The 15857-nt window shown below is 73.7% G+C and carries 17 protein-coding genes and 1 tRNA gene; 4 read left to right on the top strand and 14 right to left on the bottom strand.

Features of this window, described 5'->3' with window-relative positions:
* Positions 1 to 43 precede the first annotated feature (43 nt).
* From F8271_RS11085 to F8271_RS11075, 3 genes are all read right to left on the bottom strand, one after another.
* Entirely contained in the window at positions 44 to 508 is a 465-nt protein-coding gene (locus F8271_RS11085; RefSeq protein ID WP_151489613.1) for a MarR family winged helix-turn-helix transcriptional regulator, read from the bottom strand.
* Between the two features lie 56 nt (positions 509 to 564).
* Positions 565 to 1743: a PP2C family protein-serine/threonine phosphatase gene (locus F8271_RS11080; protein WP_151489612.1), complete on the bottom strand. Its 1179-nt coding sequence runs from the start codon at positions 1741 to 1743 to the stop codon at positions 565 to 567.
* Positions 1744 to 1810: 67 nt separating this feature from the next.
* Positions 1811 to 2557 carry an SAM-dependent methyltransferase gene (locus F8271_RS11075; protein WP_151489611.1) on the bottom strand — a complete coding sequence of 249 codons (747 nt, stop codon included), beginning with the start codon at positions 2555 to 2557 and terminating at the stop codon, positions 1811 to 1813.
* Between the two features lie 117 nt (positions 2558 to 2674).
* On the opposite strand from F8271_RS11075, the gene F8271_RS11070 reads away from it, so the two are divergent.
* The 3 genes from F8271_RS11070 to F8271_RS11060 all read left to right on the top strand — a co-directional run bounded on the left by F8271_RS11070 (position 2675) and on the right by F8271_RS11060 (position 4314).
* On the top strand, positions 2675 to 3556 hold the full coding sequence (locus F8271_RS11070) for a universal stress protein (RefSeq protein ID WP_151489610.1): 882 nt from the start codon (positions 2675 to 2677) through the stop codon (positions 3554 to 3556).
* A 72-nt stretch (positions 3557 to 3628) separates the two neighbouring features.
* Positions 3629 to 3841, top strand: a complete 213-nt coding sequence (locus F8271_RS11065) for a phosphatidylethanolamine-binding protein (RefSeq protein WP_088948250.1) — start codon at positions 3629 to 3631, stop codon at positions 3839 to 3841.
* A complete protein-coding gene (locus tag F8271_RS11060) occupies positions 3838 to 4314 on the top strand; it encodes a hypothetical protein (RefSeq protein WP_151489609.1) in 477 nt (158 codons plus the stop codon). The genes F8271_RS11065 and F8271_RS11060 overlap by 4 nt, the downstream gene beginning before the upstream one ends.
* On the opposite strand, the gene F8271_RS11055 is transcribed toward F8271_RS11060, so the two are convergent.
* On the bottom strand, positions 4311 to 4517 hold the full coding sequence (locus tag F8271_RS11055; RefSeq protein ID WP_151489608.1) for a hypothetical protein: 207 nt from the start codon (positions 4515 to 4517) through the stop codon (positions 4311 to 4313). The genes F8271_RS11060 and F8271_RS11055 overlap by 4 nt on opposite strands.
* Before the next feature lie 134 nt (positions 4518 to 4651).
* On the opposite strand from F8271_RS11055, the gene F8271_RS11050 reads away from it, so the two are divergent.
* Positions 4652 to 5302 carry a hypothetical protein gene (locus tag F8271_RS11050; RefSeq protein ID WP_151489607.1) on the top strand — a complete coding sequence of 217 codons (651 nt, stop codon included), beginning with the start codon at positions 4652 to 4654 and terminating at the stop codon, positions 5300 to 5302.
* Between the two features lie 5 nt (positions 5303 to 5307).
* On the opposite strand, the gene F8271_RS11045 is transcribed toward F8271_RS11050, so the two are convergent.
* From F8271_RS11045 to fdh, 10 genes are all read right to left on the bottom strand, one after another.
* Complete coding sequence (locus F8271_RS11045) at positions 5308 to 5493, bottom strand: hypothetical protein (RefSeq protein WP_036410487.1); 186 nt, start codon at positions 5491 to 5493, stop codon at positions 5308 to 5310.
* A gap of 74 nt (positions 5494 to 5567) precedes the next feature.
* Positions 5568 to 6845 (bottom strand): hemolysin family protein, encoded by a 1278-nt coding sequence (locus F8271_RS11040; RefSeq protein ID WP_151489606.1) that lies wholly within the window; start codon positions 6843 to 6845, stop codon positions 5568 to 5570.
* Positions 6846 to 6924: 79 nt separating this feature from the next.
* A complete protein-coding gene (locus F8271_RS11035; protein WP_151489605.1) occupies positions 6925 to 7122 on the bottom strand; it encodes a hypothetical protein in 198 nt (65 codons plus the stop codon).
* Positions 7123 to 7126: 4 nt separating this feature from the next.
* Positions 7127 to 7447, bottom strand: coding sequence for a hypothetical protein (locus F8271_RS11030; protein ID WP_151489604.1), 321 nt, complete (start codon positions 7445 to 7447; stop codon positions 7127 to 7129).
* An 88-nt stretch (positions 7448 to 7535) separates the two neighbouring features.
* Positions 7536 to 9290 carry a selenocysteine-specific translation elongation factor gene (gene selB / locus F8271_RS11025; RefSeq protein ID WP_151489603.1) on the bottom strand — a complete coding sequence of 585 codons (1755 nt, stop codon included), beginning with the start codon at positions 9288 to 9290 and terminating at the stop codon, positions 7536 to 7538.
* 2 nt (positions 9291 to 9292) lie between these two features.
* Complete coding sequence (selA, locus tag F8271_RS11020; RefSeq protein ID WP_151489602.1) at positions 9293 to 10600, bottom strand: L-seryl-tRNA(Sec) selenium transferase; 1308 nt, start codon at positions 10598 to 10600, stop codon at positions 9293 to 9295.
* A gap of 22 nt (positions 10601 to 10622) precedes the next feature.
* Positions 10623 to 10718 (bottom strand) — tRNA-Sec (locus tag F8271_RS11015).
* 38 nt (positions 10719 to 10756) lie between these two features.
* The gene (gene nrfD / locus F8271_RS11010) at positions 10757 to 11872 is read right to left on the bottom strand and encodes an NrfD/PsrC family molybdoenzyme membrane anchor subunit (RefSeq protein WP_151489601.1); all 1116 of its coding nucleotides are present in this window, start codon (positions 11870 to 11872) and stop codon (positions 10757 to 10759) included.
* A complete protein-coding gene (locus F8271_RS11005) occupies positions 11869 to 12798 on the bottom strand; it encodes a 4Fe-4S dicluster domain-containing protein (RefSeq protein ID WP_151489630.1) in 930 nt (309 codons plus the stop codon). Before F8271_RS11005 ends, nrfD begins: the two co-directional genes overlap by 4 nt.
* The coding region (fdh, locus tag F8271_RS11000) for a formate dehydrogenase (RefSeq protein ID WP_255473677.1) at positions 12791 to 15857 on the bottom strand (3067 nt) is incomplete at its 5' end. The genes F8271_RS11005 and fdh, both read right to left, overlap by 8 nt.

Raw genomic sequence — 15857 nt, 5'->3', positions numbered from 1 at the left:
ACGCGTAGAGGGTCCTAGGATACTAGTGGAGGGGGTGACCCGGTCAGGCCGTCTGCACCGCCGGGTCGGACTGCTGCTCCGGCACCGACTGAGCCGCCGCCCGACCGAACGCGAGCAGCGCCGCCAACAGGTCGTGCTGCAGCCGGGGCGGCATCCGGTCCAGGACCGCCTGCACCGCCCGTTGCCGCCGCTCGGCCAACTCCCGCAGCAGGGTCTGCGCGGCCGCCGTCGGCACCAGGCGCACCTCACGCCGGTCCCGGGGATCAGCCACCCGACGCAGCAAACCCGTCGCCTCCAACCGGTCACAGAGCCGGCTGGCCGAGGACGGCACCACGTCCAGCAGCTCCGCCAGCCGGTTGACGTTGGTTTCCGACCGAGCGCTGATCAGCATCAGCACCCGCAACTGGGTCGGCGGAACCTGATGGCGCGCGGCCGCCGACTCGAGCACGGCGACCATCGTCTCGGCGGCCGCGTCGATCGCCGCGGCGAGATCCCCAGGTCGCTCCACCCGATGTCCCCTGCCGTCGTCGCGCTGGTGCCCGCCCGACGAAGCGGCGGCGATCCTCACCCGCCGTTCCGCTCGCGCGGACCGTGCCAGTCCAGGCAGACCACGACGGCGTCGTCGCGCAGATCGGAATCCGCGTGGTAGGCGTGCAGTTCGCGCATCACCGTACCAACCGCCTCGGGCGCCGGCTGCAACCGTGTGGCGCGCAGGGAACGGGCCATCGCCCGCTGCCCGTACGGCTCCTGCCCCGGAGGCTCCGCCGCCCACACCCCGTCGCTGACCACGAAGACGCGGTCACCCGGCTCGAGCTGGAACTCCTGCTGCTCGTAGCGGGTCTCGGCGAACATGCCCAGCGGCATCTGCTGGTCCAGCTTCATCGGCTCGACCACCGCCCCGCGCATCCGCAGGAGATGCGGGGAACCCGCGTCGACCGCCCGCACCCGCCCGGTGCGGGTGTCCACCTCCAACAGCAGGGTGGCCACGTACCGGTGCCCCCGGTGCTGGTAGAAGACGGTGTCCGACGCCAACTCCGCCTGCTCCACCAGGCCACCGCCGGAGCGGCGGGCGTTGCGCATCGCGTTCACCGTGACCGCGGTCAACATCGACGCGGCCAGACCACTGCCCTCGCCGTTGAGCACCGTCAGGGTGAGCCGGTCACCGTCGAGCGACCAGTCGAAGTGGTCACCACCCACCGTGTACGCCGGCTCCAACTGACCGGCCAGGTGAAACGCGTGGTGCGACACGCTGCGCCCGGGCAGCAGGTCCCACTGCATCTCGGCGGCCATGCTCAGCCGCTCACGGCGACGGGCCCGCCGGTACCGGTCGGTCTCCCGATCCGCCGCGCGCATCGCCACCGCGAGCGCACCGGCGATGTCGGTGGCCCGGCCGGTGACCGCCGGGCCCGGCACGGCCGGCAGTTCGATGAGCAGCACGCCCAACCGTTCCCCCCACACGGTCAGCGGCAGATACAACCGGCACGGGCCGTCGTCGGCGATGTCCCGCACCGGTTGCTGGCTGCTGAAACAGCGCTGCGCCACGGTGTGACAGGCGAGGAACCCGGCCGCCGGCAGGTCCGGATCCAGCACCGCCCACAGGCCGCTGATCCGGTAGTCGGCCACGAACACGTCCGTGCGTACCGCGCCCAGCGCCGAGCGGATCGCCTCGTCCGCCGCCTCCGCCAGCTGGTCGGGCGGAGCCTCGCGCAGCGCGCGCGACACCACGTCCGGCCCGTCCACCATGCGTCCTCCAGAAACTTGCTACAGAGCAAGCATCATACGGGCGCCCGCGCGGAGTCCGACGTCGCGGTCAGTCGTCGCCGCGGGTCGCCACCACACCGTGGAACGCGTCGGGCACCTCGGCCGGCACGCCGTCCGGACGCCAACGGTTGACCGGCACGATCCCGTCCGCGGTCGGCGCCCAGCGACCCAGCAGCGGCGCGAACGCCGCCGGCGGGCGCATCCGGAACGCCGGCCCCATCATCGCCAGGGCCTGCGGATGGGCCGCCAACTCCTCGGTGTCGAAGTCCACGGCGAGCAGGCTGCCCGGTGCCGCCGCCGCGTACAACTCGTCGAGGGTACGGGTCAGCGTGTCGTCGTCGAGGAACGCCGCCAGCCCGAGGAACACCACCCCCACCGGCCGGCGCCCCCACCCCGGGACGAAGCGGTGCAACTGCGCCGGGTCGATGGTGCCGATGTCGGTGGCATCCCCGAAGCCGTAGCCGGCCCGGTCACTGCCGGCGAGGATGCGCTGTCCGAGCCGGATGGTGACCGGGTCGACGTCGGTGTAGAGCACCGTGGCCTCGGCGGCGACCTCGTGCACGTTGCCCATCGTGGGCACCCCCGCGCCGAACACCAGGAAACCGTCCACGCCCTGCGCGGCGATCGCCCGCACCGCCCGGCCGAGGAAGGCCCGCAGCTCCCGGAAGACCGGCGCGCACGGCCCGTACGCCTGCTCGAAGGCGGTCGCCGCGGCCACGTCGACCGGGAAGTGGTGGGCCCCACCGAGCCAGTAGTCGATCATGCGTGCGGTGCTCGGCTGATCCGGTTCGCCCATCGACGACGCTCCCTCCTCCTTCGGTGGCGTCAGCGTACCGACCCGGGCACGCGCCGTGGTATCGCTGCGCCGCGCGCCCCGCGAGCTGCGATAGTGGAAGACGGCGGGAGGTGGCCGGTGAACTCGGCGAACAGCGCGGCGGTGGTGGTCGGCGTGGACGGCTCGGAGCCCTCCCTGCGCGCGGTACGCCTCGCCGCCGCCGAGGCCACCCGCCGGCACCGGCCGCTGCGCGTGGTGCACGGGTTCATCTGGCCGCTGCTGCACGTACCGGACTCCCCCGCGCCGGACGCCCCGCCCGGCGGCGGGCTGCGCCACCAGGCCGAGGACATCATCGCGGCGGCCGTGGCCGAGGCCGAGGCGACCGTGCCCGGGCTGACGATCTCCGGCGAGATCATCGACGGTGAGGCCGCCGCGGTGCTGGTGGGCGAATCCCCCACCGCCGCGCTCATCGTGCTCGGCGACCGGGGGCTGGGCGGCTTCGCCGCGCTCGTGCTCGGCTCGGTGGCGGTGCAGGTCGCCGCGTACGCCGACTGCCCGGTGCTGGTGGCCCGCGGCGAGCACCGTCCGGACGGACCGGTCGTGGTCGGAATGGACGGCTCGGCGGCGTCGCGCCTGGCCGCCGAGTTCGCCGCCGAGATCGCCGAGGCGCGCGGCGTGCCGCTGCGGGCCGTGCGCGCCTACCGGCATCCGGGCAGCAGCGGCCCGGGCGACATGCAACCCCTGGTGTACGACGAGACGCGGCTGCACGCCGAGCAGGAGCGCGACCTCGCCGAGTCCCTGGACGGACTCGCCGAGCGGCACCCCGGTCTGCGGCTGACCTGGCAGGCGGTGCACGGCCGTCCCGGCGCCGTGCTCGCCGAGGCGTCCGACGCCGCCCAACTGGTGGTGGTCGGCGGGCAGGGGCGCGGCGAGGTGAGTGGGTTGCTGCTGGGGTCGGTGAGCCAGTCGGTGCTGCACCACGCCCGGTGCCCCGTCGCCGTGGTCCGCGCTCCCCGCTGACACCCCGGGGTTGGCCCGTCGTCAGACGGGTAGACGGCCGCGGTACGCCAACGGCGACGAAGGAGGCGGCACATGCCAGGACCACGGCCGGGCAGTAACGCGTACGACAAGCAGCGGGCGCGGTTGCGCAACGCGATCGACGACTCCGGACGGCGGGTACCCGACGGCAAGGCCAACCAGGTCGCCAACAGGATCCTGCAGGAGGATCGCGGCCAGCGGGGTGTGGTGCGCGGTGAGCGCACGTACGGCCCCAAGAGCGAGCGCGAACCGGGCGACCCGAAATGAGGAGGGTCGACCTGGCCGACGGCGCCATCGCGGGCGCCGTCGGCAGCACCGCGCTGAACGTGGTCTCCTACCTCGACGTGGCGCTGCGGGCCCGGCCCGAGAGCAGCGTCCCCGGGGAGACCGTCGACCGGTTGGCCGGTATCGCGCACGTGAATCTGGGTTCCGGGGCCCGGGCGGCGAACCGCCGCTCGGGCCTCGGTCCACTGATCGGCTACGGCCTGGGCATCGCCGCGGGCGTCGCGTTCGCGCTCTACGCCGGTGGCCGGCGGCAGCCCCTGCCGATGGCGGCGGGCGTTCTCGGCGCCAGCGTGATGACCATGACCGACGGCTCGATCACCGCGCTGGGCATCAGCGACCCGCGCACCTGGCGACGCTCCGACTGGATCTCCGACATCATTCCGCACCTGGCGTACGGCCTGACGGCCGCCGCCACCTGGAACAGGTTGCGGCGGCCGTCCGGCCGAGGTCGTTAGGCTCGGGTGTCGCTGTCGTCCTCGGCCACCGGCTCACCGGCCGGGCCGTACGGCGACACCTGCCCCTGGGGCACCGGCCGGCCCTGGTCACCGCGGGACGTGCCACGGTTGGCCGGATGCCGACCGGGGGCGGGGCCCTTGTTGTCCTGGCTGGTGCCACCCAGGGCGTTGCGCCGGAACTCCTGCTGCTGCGGGTTCGTCACGGGGTGTCTCCCTTCCGGGTACGGCAGGCGGCGTCGACCGCCTCCACCGGCGGCATACCCGCGGGCACCGGCGGCATTCCGGCCCCGCCCACCGACAAACGGCTAGCGGGCCGCGGAGTGGGTACCCCGTCGGGGTGGGCAACGATCGAACGGTGGTGCGGGTCCTGCTGGACCGGCGTGGCCGCACCTACCCGGAGGAGGCCGGTATCCGGCTCTCCGACCGACCCGGGCCGCTGTACCAGCTGCTGGTGCTGGCCACCCTGCTGAGCACCCGGATCCGAGCGTGTATCGCGGTGGACGCCGCGCGAGAGCTGTTCGCCGCCGGCTACCGCACGCCGCAGGCGATGGAGGCGGCGAGCTGGCAGCAGCGGGTCGACGCGTTGGGCCGGGGCCACTACCGCCGCTACGACGAGCGCACCGCCACCATGCTCGGCACCGGCGCCCGACTGTGCCTGGACCGCTGGCACGGCGACCTGCGGCGGCTGCACCACGAGGCCCAGGGTGACCCGGCCGGGCTGCGCCGACGACTCACCGAGTTCCCCGGCATCGGCCCCACCGGCGCCGACATCTACCTGCGGGAGGCGCAGACGGTCTGGTCCGACCTGCGCCCGTACGCCGACCGTCGAGCCCTGGCCGGGGCGAAGCGGCTGGGTCTGCCGGGCTCACCCGACGGGCTGGCCGGGCTGGTCGACGAGCCGGACTTCGGCCGGCTCGCCTCAGCGCTGGTCCGGGTGGCGCTCGGTGAGGAGTCCGCCGGCGAGGTCACCCGCGTGGCGGCCCGCTGAGGCGCTCACTTGACCGTCTTGTCGCCCGGTCGGGTCAGGTGCCACACCAGCAGCGCGGCGAGCAGCGCCAGCACCACCACCCCGCCGGAGATGCCACGGCCCTCCTCGGGGCTGCGGCCGGCGCTGCCGAAGTAGATCACGGCGAGGCCGGCCAGCACCGTGACGAACGTACGCAACCCTCGGTCCTTCACGTACCGCACCGTAGGTGACTCTCAACCGCTCCGGACCGGTTTCGTGGCAATTGTCCCCCTGTTGGGCGACACGCTCAACGGTCCGCGACGAACCCGCACAGGCGTACCCGGCGCACCGCCCGGTCGGCGACCTCCACCACCTCCAGCGTCAGCCCGGGCAGCCGCACGGTCTCCCCCGGCTCACGGGGCAGGTGCCGCAGCCGCGCCAACACCAGACCGGCCACCGTCGTGTACTCCCGGGACAGCGGGAAACTCAGCCGCACCCCCAGGTCGGGCAGGTCGTGCAGCGGGAAGTCACCGGGCACCAGCAGCGACCCGTCCGGGTCCCGGGTCACCCCGTGCACGTCGCGGTCGGTTTCGTCGTACAGCTCGCCGACCACCTCGGCCAGCAGATCCTCCATGGTCACCATGCCGTCGATGCCGCCGTGCTCGTCGACCACCAGGGCCAACTGCTGGTGCTCCTGACGCAGCTGGCGCAACGCGTCGGCGACCGGCAGCGTGACCGGCAGCAGCAGCGGCGCTCGCACCTGCTCCCCCACCGTGCCGGCACCGGCCCGCACCAGGTCCCGGATGTGCACCACACCGACCACCTCGTCCAGGCCACCGGGGCCGGTGACCGGCGCGCGGGACCGGCCGGCGGCGGCCAACCGACGGACCCCCTCGTCGGTGCTCAGGCTCGCCGGCAGGGCGGTCACCTCCCGCCGGGCCACCAGGATCTCCCGCAGGGTCCGCCCGGCGATGTCGAAAGCGCCGGTCAGGATCTCCCGCTGCTGCGCCGACAGGCCCCGCTGGCTGACCAGCATCTCGCGCAGCTCCTCCTCCGTCATCTCCTCCCGGTTGGCGCGGGGGTCGCCGCCGGCCAACCGCACCACGGCGTCGGTGGCCCGGCTGAGCAGCCACACCGCCGGTCGGGACAGCCGGGCGAGCAGGTCGAGCGGGCCGGCGCTGAGCAGCGCCCAGCGTTCCGCCCGCTGCATGGCCAGCCGTTTCGGGGCCAACTCCCCGAGCACCAGCGTGACGAACGTCAGCAGCACCGTCACCACCAGCACCGCGGCCGGACGGGCCGCCGCGCCGAGGAAGCCCAGCGGACCGACCAGCGGCCCGGCCAGCGACACCGCGGCCGCCGCCGAAGCGAGGAAGCCGGCCAGCGTGATGCCGAGCTGGATGGTGGCCAGGTAGCGGTTCGGTTCGCGGGAGAGACGCACCAGACGGTCGCCCGCACGTGAGCGCCGACCCAACCGCCGCAACTGCCCCTCGCGCAGCGTCACCAGGGCCATCTCGCTGCCGGAGAGCGCGGCGTTGACCAGCACCAGGACGGCCACGAGCACCACCTGCCCGAGCTGACCGCCCATCGCGCACCCCCGTCCACCACCTGAGGTCACTCAACCGCAGCCGAGCAGGCCGCGACCCGGTTTCCGGCCGGTCCGAGGCTCAGTCGGCCTCCAGGTCGTCCAGCGAGATCGAGTGGGTCATCAACCACCGGGCCAGCGCCGACATGCCGAACAGCCAGAGCGGCACCGACTCGGTGGGGCCGTTGGTCGCGTAGATGGCGAACCGCAGATCCGGCGCGCGGTACGCCTCGATCCGCCATTGGTGCTGCCGGTCCCGCCAGACCGCCGAAGGGTCCATGGCGTCACCGTAGGTGACCGCCACCGGTCCGGGGGCCGGTTAGCCCGGCACCACCGCCGTGCCGAGCAACAGGCGGGCGACGGAGACCGACATGGTGATCCCGCCCCAGCCACAGCAGGCTCAGCACGACGGCGAGCACAGCGGCGGCGTCCGCGATGCGGTGCGCGGGGGCGCCCGCCGTACCCCACCGGGCCGCGGCCGCCGCGAGCCGGGCGTCCCGCGCGCCGGAGACGGGCGGACCTGGCTCAACGGGGTACGACTCCGCGGCGGGCGGATCGACGAGGGCGTACCGGGTCTGCCCGTCCGGCACGGTCCACACGAGCATCCAGCCCCGCGTCGCGAACCGCGGTTCCGGCCGGTTACCCCAGTAGGCACCCTCCTCTGTCAGCCCCGTCCCGAGCCGGGTGCGGCGCTCAACCGACGACGATCCGGGCGTCGTCGGGCAGTCGACGGGTCGCGCCCCGACGGTCCAGCAGCTCCAGCAGCGGCACCGCCACCCGGCGGGTGGTGTCCAACGCCTGCCGGGCCGCGGAGAGGGTGAACGGCTGCGGCAGCCCGGCCAGCACCCGGACCGCGTCGTCGAGCGCGTCGGGCAGCAGCACCACGTTGTCGGCCAGCCGCAGCAGCGCGCCGGCCCGCACCGCGGCGCCGATCTCGCGGGGGCCCAGACCGAGATCGACGAGACGGTCCGCCTCGGGGGCGCGGAACGGTCGATCGCCGTACTCGGCGCGGACCCGCTGCACGGCCCGGGCCACCGGCTCGGGCAGCGCGTCGCCGCCCGCCGTCCCGACCCGTCCGGCCCGGACGCGCAACGGCGGGCGGACCAGCGCCTCGACCAGCGCCCGGTCGGGCAGGGCGAGGCGTTGCCGCAGCGCGTCCACCGACATCCCGGCCTCCAGCGGGTGCTCCCGTGTGTAGCGGGTGACCTCTTCGGTCAGCTGCTCGCCGAGCCGCCGCCAGTGCTCCGGGTCGGCCAACCAGTCACCAGCCACCGGCGCGACGTGCACCGGCACGCCCATCCGGATCATCGTGTCGGCGCGGACCAGCCGTCGACGGCGCAGCTCACCGGCGAGATCGGGTCGACCGTCCAGGTCGGCGAGGACCAGCGCGCGGGCCGCGGCGGCACCTCGTCGGGACAGCGGTGGCGGCGCAACGTCCAGCACGCGTACCCCGCCGGCCACGTGGTGCCGGCCCGGGTCGCGCAGCAGCGCCCGGTCGCCGACCAGCAGCGGCAACGGCCGGGCCAGCCGCAACCGGACGGTGTCCGGGCCGAGCGGGCGCACCCGCACCGGCACCGCCGCCGAGCCGACGTGCAGGGTGAGGGTGGCGGGCAGGTCGGCTGCCGGGTCACCGGTGAGCCGCACGTCGACGAGGTCGGTGCGGTGGAACCGCCCCGGGGTGAGCAGGGCGTCGCCACGGCCCAGCCGGTCGCGGGGCGTACCGCGCAGGTTGACCGCCACCCGGGCGACCGCCGTCGCCTCGGCGCGGGCCTCGCCGAGGGAGTGCAGGCCCCGGACCCGGACCGGCTCGTCGGCGCCGGCCAACTCCAGCTCGTCGCCCACCCGCAACCGTCCGGCGCGGAGGGTGCCGGTGACCACGGTGCCGCTGCCCCGCACGGTGAAGCTGCGGTCCACCCAGAGGCGGACCGGTCCGTCCACGGTGGGCGCGGGCAGGCCGGCCGCGAGCCGGTCCAGGGCGGCACGCAGCTCGGGCAGGCCGGCGCCGGTCACGCCGCTGACCGCCACCGCGTCCACCGCGCCGAGACTGCTCGCCGCGATCTCGGCCCGCGCCCGCGCCGCCGCCGGCCCCGGATCGGCCAGGTCGGCGCGGGTCACCACCAACAGGCCGTGCCCGACGCCGAGGGCGTCGAGCGCGGCCAGATGCTCGGCGGACTGCGGCATCCACCCCTCGTCCGCGGCGACCACGATCAGCGCCGCCGGCACCGGGCCGACCCCGGCGAGCATGTTCGGCACGAACCGCTCGTGCCCGGGTACGTCGACGAACGCGACCGTGCCACCGGACGGCAGTGTCGTCCAGGCGAAGCCCAGGTCGATCGTCATCCCCCGGCGGCGTTCCTCGGCCCACCGGTCGGGTTCCATCCCGGTGAGCGCCCGGACCAGGGTCGACTTGCCGTGGTCGACGTGCCCGGCGGTGGCGACGACGAACATGCTCAGTCGTCCCCGTCGGGGACGCGCAGGACGGCCGCCCGGAGCGCCTCGTCGGCGTCGGCGGGCACACAGCGCAGATCGAGCAGGAGCCGCCCGCGCACCACCCGGCCGAGGACCGGCTGGTCTGCGGTGCGCAGCGGCGTCGCGTACCGCTCGGGCAGGCTCAGCGCCCACGAGTCCAACTCGACGCCGGGGCCGCCACCGCCACCGACCACGGCGACCGCCGGCACCACCTCGGCCTTGCGGCCGTCGACGCCGAGCCGGTCGCGCAGCCGCTCCACCCGGCGGCGCAGGGTGCCCGGGTCGGCGTGCAACGCGGTGTGCGTCGGTGTCTGCGGATGGTGCAGGGTGGCGGCGAGCGCGGCCAGGGTGAGCTTGTCGACGCGTACCGCCCGGGCCAGCGGATGGCGGCGCAGCCGGTCGACCAGGTCCGCGGCACCGAGCAGCAGCCCGGCCTGTGGGCCGCCGAGCAGCTTGTCGCCGCTGGCGGTGACCAGCGCCGCACCGGCGCGCAGGGTGCTGGCGGCGTCCGGCTCGTCGGGCAGCAGCGGGTCGGCGCGCAGCAGCCCGGAGCCGATGTCGGCGACCACCGGCACATCGAGGGTGGCGAGCTGCCGCACCGTCGTGGCCGAGGTGAACCCGGTGATCTGGAAGTTCGACGGATGCACCTTGAGCACGAAGCCGGTCCGCGGGCCGATCGCGGCGGCGTAGTCGGCGAGGGTGGTGCGGTTGGTGGTGCCCACCTCCCGCAGTCGTGCGCCGGTGCTCTCCAGCAGGTCGGGCAGGCGGAAACCGTCGCCGATCTCGACCAGTTCGCCCCGGCTGACCACGATCTCCCGACCGGCGGCCAGCCCGGTCGCGGCCAGCACCAGCGCGGCCGCGCCGTTGTTGACCACGTGTACGGCCTCGGCGTCGGGCACGGCGGCGGCGAGCGCGTCGAGCGCGTCGCGGCCACGGCGGGCCCGCCGACCGGTGGTCAGGTCCAGTTCCACGTCGGTGTGCCCGGCGGCGGCCACCACCGCGGCGACAGCGGCCGGCGACAGCGGCGCGCGACCCAGGTTGGTGTGCAGCACGACACCTGTCGCGTTGAGCACCGGGCGGGGCCCGGACGCGGGCAACGCGGCGACGGCGGCGTCCCGGACGTCCTCGGGGGCGATCTCACCGCGGCGGGCCCGCTCCTGCGCCCGGGCGACGACCGCCTTCACCCGGTCCCGGCCGAGCGTGGCGGCGGCCGCGGCCAGTCGCGGATCGGCGAGCAGCGCGTCGGTGCGGGGCACCCGACGTCGCGGGTCCACCGGAGCGTCGCCCATCGCGTCATCTCCTGAGGCCGGTTGGCGGAGACGGACGGGAATCGAACCCGCCTGGCCCGGGTCCCGGACCACACCGGTTTTGAAGACCGGGAGGGGCACCAGCCGCCTGAACGCCTCCATCGGACATTCGATCACAACGCCCGAGCGGCCGCTCAGTCAGCCGTCGGATCCACCGCCGCTCCGCCGGGCGTTCACCCGCTCGCGTTGCGGCACCACCGTGTACCGGGGGTCGCGGGCCGAGGCGACACCGCCGTAGAAGATGCCGAACCGGGTGGCGAGCGACGCCGCCAGCAGTGCCGCGCCGGACACCGCGCCGACCACCCGGCTGCGACGGCCGAGCAGGGCACCGGCCACCCCGGCGGCGGTCAACACCCGACCGGCGCGCAGCAGCCGACCGGGCCGGCCCTGCCGGTAGGGCTCACTGAGCAGGCCGAGGCGGGTCTCCACCCGATGCGCGCCGTACAGTTCCAGGGCCGCGCCGGCCACCGCCATCCGGCGGGCCGGCCCGGCCTGCGCCGGCGGCGCGGCGAGCAGACCCACGCCGGCGCCGCTGGCCAGCGCACTACCCGCGAAGATCAGAGGCAACTCGGGGTACGCCTCATGCCACGACGGCACCGCCGTGTCGGCGAGCAGCACCCCGGTGTACGTGGCCAGCGCGGGCGCGGTGCCCGCGGCGAGCAGCCCGGCGGCGTGCCCGACCGGCGGCAACGCCCGACGGGCCACGCCGAGCACCCCGTGGCGGGGTAGCAGGCCGGCGGTCTCGGCGATCGCGGCGACACCGGCGGCCGGCCCGAACGCGCTGAGGATCCAGGTGCCCATCGACATCGGCGACGTCAGCTTGGCGACCCGCAGCATGTGGTGGAACCGTGCCGGCCGGCCCAGGTCCCGGATCAGGAAGACCGTGCTGGCGCCGACGGCGGCCAGCGCGGTGCTCCGTCCGGCGCGGCGTAACGCGGGCCGGCCGGTGAGCTGCCCACCGGCGGCGAGCAGCGACGAGCCGGCGGCCAGGCCACCGGTGAACAGGTACGCGGCGATGTCCCACTTCCACACCGGCGGCTTCAGGACGGGCCGGCCGTAGTACGAGGTGAACTCGGCCTCCGGCACCCGCAACTCCTCGCCGCCGCCACGCCGCCCACCCCGGCGGCCAGGCCGGTGGCCGGGGAGGTCGGCGGTCCGCTGCGGCGGCGAGACCAGGTCTGCCCGATCGTCGGCGGCAAGCCGGTCGCGGAAGCGGCGGAAGAGGTCACCGACCGGGGGACGGTCCGTGCTCACGAGGAACCTCCGACGAACGCGGCGACGGTCGCCGCCGCCATGGCCAGCGCGGCGAGGCCGGCGCGTTTCCACATCTTCGGCAGGTCGCGAGTGGTCACGACCGGGTCGGGTGGCAGCCCGTACACCTCGGGCTCGTCGAGGAGCAGGAAGAACGCGCCGTCCCCGCCCACACCGTCGGTCGGGTCGTGACCGTACAGGCGTGCCTCGGGGACCCCCCGCTCGCGCAGCGTCTCGACGCGCGCGGCGGCCCGCTCCCGCAACTCGTCCACCGGCCCGTACTGGATCGACTCGGTGGGACACGCCTGGGCACAGGCCGGGGTCATCCCCGCGCCCAACCGGTCGTAGCAGAGGGTGCACTTCCACGCCCGACCATCACCCTTGCGTTGATCGATCACGCCGTAGGGGCAGGCGGAGATGCAGTAACCGCAGCCATTGCAGATGTCCTCCTGCACCACCACCGTGCCGAACTCGGTGCGGAACAGCGAACCCGTCGGGCAGACGTCCAGACACGCCGCATGGGTGCAGTGCTTGCACACGTCGGACATCATCAGCCAGCGGAAGTCCGAGCGGCCCTCGGCACCGGAAGCCCGCCCCGGCGGCTGCGCCCCCGGCATCCCGAGGAACTGCGGGCCCGCGCCGGTGTCGGCCGGCTCACCAAGCACGTCGGCGGCGGGGCGGGGCTGCTCGATGAACGCGACGTGCCGCCACGAGTTCGCGGTCAACGCGCCCGTGTTGTCGTACGACATGCCGAGCAGGTCGAGCCCGCTCTGCGGGACGCCGTTCCACTCCTTGCAGGCGACCTCGCACGCCTTGCAGCCGATACACACACTCGTGTCGGTGAAGAACCCCATCCGCGGCGGCGCGTCCTCGTAACCGGCGTCCGGCGCCGGATCCAGCGGCCCGTACAGACTGTTCGGATCAGGAATCACCGCGCCGCTCCCCCTCGCTGTCGCCGGTGACCGCCGGCGCGTGCCCGCCCGGGATCATCCCGGCCCGCCGCTGGTAGTCGGCCACCAGGTCGAGCAGCGCCGGCCCGGTGGGCCGGCGGCCGGGCCGCACATCGCAGGTGCCGACCTTGCTCTCCTGGATGAGGACGTTCGGGTCGAGGCTGATGCCGAACAGGTCGTTGGCCGAGTCGCCGGTCACCAGACCCTCGAAACCGAAGTGGTACGGCAACCACACCTGGTGGATGATCCGACCGTCCACCCGCAACGGGGCGAGCCGATCCGTCACCAGCACCTTCGCCTCGATCACCGCCCGGCCGCTGACCAGATGGGCCCAGCCCAGATGCTCCAGCCCGGCCTCGGCCGCCAGCTCCGGTGACACCTCGACGAACATCTCCGGTTGCAACTCGGCCAGGGGCGACACGGTACGGCTCATCCCGCCGGCGGTGTGGTGCTCGGTGAGCCGGCTGACCGTGAACACGTACGGGAACACCTGACCGTGCTCCTGCGGCGGGCTCGGGTTCACCGAATTCACCGGATGCGCGTACATCTTGCGGGTCGGGTTGGCCTGCTGCCGGTACAGGGGGTTGCGCACCGGCGACTCCACCGGCTCGTAGTGCGTCGGCAACGGCCCGTCCAGCACACCACTGGGCGCGTACAGCCAGCCCTTGCCGTCGCCCTGCATGACGAACGGGTCGTCGCCGGCGATGCCCTCCGGCCCCGACGCGCCCTCCGGCGGCCGGTACGACGGCGGCTTGCCCTTCTCGAAGTCCGGCACGTCGTAGCCGGTCCACTCGGCCTTGTCCGCGTCCCACCAGACGTAGCGTTTGCGCTCACTCCACGGGTTGCCGTCGGGGTCGGCGGAGGCCCGGTTGTAGAGCATCCGCCGGTTCGCCGGCCACGCCCAGCCCCACTCGGCGGCCACCCAGTCCTGCTCATGGCGGGACCGGCGCCGGGCTGCCTGGTTGACGCCGTCGGCGTACACCCCGGTGTAGATCCAGCAACCGATCGCGGTGGAGCCGTCCGCGCGGGCCTCGGCGAAACTCGACAGCGGGCGGCCGGTCGTCACGTCGTACCCGTTGATCTCGCGCAGGACCGACTCGGCGCTCGGCTCCGCGTGCGGACCGTGCGTGGGGTAGTCCCAGGTGAGGTCGAGCAGCGCCCGGTCGCGCGGCAGCGCCGAGCCGGCCAGCTTCTCCCGCAGCTTGCGGCCCAGGTGGTAGAAGAACCACAGCTCGGAGCGGGCGTCGCCCGGGGCGTCGACGGCCTTCTCCCGCCACTGCAACAACCGCTGCGTCTGGGTGAAGGTGCCCTCCTTTTCCACGTGGGACGCGGCGGGCAGGAAGAACACCTCGGTGCGGCACTCCTGCGGGACGATCTCGCCGGTGGCGACCTCCGGGCCGTTCTGCCAGAACGTCGCACTCTCGATCATGAACAGGTCCCGGACCACCAGCCAGTCCAGGTTCGCCATGCCCAGCCGCTGCGCCCGACCGTGCGCCGACCCGACCGCGGGGTTCTGCCCCAACAGGAAGTAACCCTTGATCTTGCCGTCGATCATGTTGAGCACCTGCTGGTAGGTGCCGTGGTCACCGGTCATCCGCGGCATGTAGCCGTAGCAGTAGTCGTTGTCGGCGGTCGCGGCGTCACCCCAGTACGCCTTCAGCAGGCTGGCCGCGAACGTCCGGGCGTTACCCCAGAAACCCTTCTGCCCCGGGTGCCGGATGCTGTCCACCCACTCATCGAAACTCGGGTGCTCGGCGTGATGCGGCATCGGCAGGTAGCCCGGCAGCAGGTTGAACAACGTCGGAATGTCCGTCGAGCCCTGGATGCTGGCATGCCCCCGCAGCGCCATCACCCCGCCACCCGGGCGACCCATGTTGCCCAGCAGCAGTTGGATGATCGCGCCGGTACGGATGTACTGCACACCCACGCTGTGCTGCGTCCACCCCACCGAGTAGATCAGCATCCCGGTGCGCTCCCGGCCGGAGTTGCGCGTCCACGCCTGCGCCAATTCGAGGAACTTCTCCTGCGGGATGCCGCACACCCGCTCCACCATCTCTGGCGTGTAGCGGGCGAAGTGTCGCTTGAGGATCTGATAGACGCAGCGCGGATGCTGCAACGTCTCGTCCCGCTCGGTCTGCCCGCCCACCTGCGCGCCGTGCGACTCGTGCGCCAACCCCGAGGCGCTGTCCCGCTCCTGAGCGGTGTGCCCGCTGCCGGACGAACCCTCATGCCCCGCGTACTGCCAGCTGTCCTGCACGTACGTGCCGGTCTCCGGGTCGAAGCCGGAGAAGAAGCCGTCGCCGTCCTCGGTGTCGATGAACTGGTCGCTGACGATCGTCGCCGCGTTGGTGTACGCGAGCACGTACTCCCGGAAGTCGAGGTCGTTGTCCAGGATGTAGCGCACCACCCCACCGAGCAGGGCGATGTCGGTGCCCGCCCGGATCGGCAGGTACGCGTCGGCCAGAGCGCTGGTCCGGGTGAACCGCGGGTCCACGTGGAAGACCTTCGCGCCGCGCCGCTTGGCCTCCATCACCCACTGGAAACCCACCGGATGCGCCTCGGCCATGTTCGAACCCTGGATGACGATGACGTCAGCGTTGGCGATGTCCTGCTGGAAGTCCGTCGCACCGCCACGACCGAAGCTGGCCCCCAGACCGGGGACGGTGGCGGAGTGTCAAATACGGGCCTGGTTCTCGATCTGCAGCGCCCCCATCGCGGTGAACAACTTCTTGATGAGGTAGTTCTCCTCGTTGTCCAGCGTCGCCCCACCCAGACTGGCGATCCCCAGCGTCCGGTTGAGCGGCCTGCCCTGCGTGTCGGCGTCCTCCCAGGTCTGCTCGCGTGCGGCGAGCATCCGGTCGGCGATCATGTCGAGCGCGGTATCGAGCTCCAGGTCTTCCCACTGCGTCGAGTACGGTCGGCGGTAGCGGACCGTCGTCTGCCGCAGCGGACTGGTCACCAGACTCTTGCTCGCCGAACCCTTCGGACACAGCCGACCCCGCGAGATCGGGCTGTCCGGATCACCCTCGATCTGACTG

Origin of the sequence: Micromonospora sp. ALFpr18c (genome assembly GCF_008868155.1) — a bacterium.
In the GTDB taxonomy this organism is placed as follows: domain Bacteria; phylum Actinomycetota; class Actinomycetes; order Mycobacteriales; family Micromonosporaceae; genus Micromonospora.
Note: the sequence above shows the minus strand (reverse complement) of the source record. Positions and strands in the feature narration are given on the sequence as shown.

Excerpts from the sequence above, each read along its gene's own strand:
- F8271_RS11080 (WP_151489612.1), bottom strand. The coding sequence starts at position 1,743 with ATGGTGGACGGGCCGGACGTGGTGTCGCGCGCGCTGCGCGAGGCTCCG.
- F8271_RS11075 (WP_151489611.1), bottom strand. The coding sequence starts at position 2,557 with ATGGGCGAACCGGATCAGCCGAGCACCGCACGCATGATCGACTACTGG.
- F8271_RS11065 (WP_088948250.1), top strand. The coding sequence starts at position 3,629 with ATGCCAGGACCACGGCCGGGCAGTAACGCGTACGACAAGCAGCGGGCG.
- F8271_RS11060 (WP_151489609.1), top strand. The coding sequence starts at position 3,838 with ATGAGGAGGGTCGACCTGGCCGACGGCGCCATCGCGGGCGCCGTCGGC.
- F8271_RS11040 (WP_151489606.1), bottom strand. The coding sequence starts at position 6,845 with ATGGGCGGTCAGCTCGGGCAGGTGGTGCTCGTGGCCGTCCTGGTGCTG.
- F8271_RS11035 (WP_151489605.1), bottom strand. The coding sequence starts at position 7,122 with ATGGACCCTTCGGCGGTCTGGCGGGACCGGCAGCACCAATGGCGGATC.
- F8271_RS11030 (WP_151489604.1), bottom strand. The coding sequence starts at position 7,447 with ATGCTCGTGTGGACCGTGCCGGACGGGCAGACCCGGTACGCCCTCGTC.
- selB (WP_151489603.1), bottom strand. The coding sequence starts at position 9,290 with ATGTTCGTCGTCGCCACCGCCGGGCACGTCGACCACGGCAAGTCGACC.
- selA (WP_151489602.1), bottom strand. The coding sequence starts at position 10,600 with ATGGGCGACGCTCCGGTGGACCCGCGACGTCGGGTGCCCCGCACCGAC.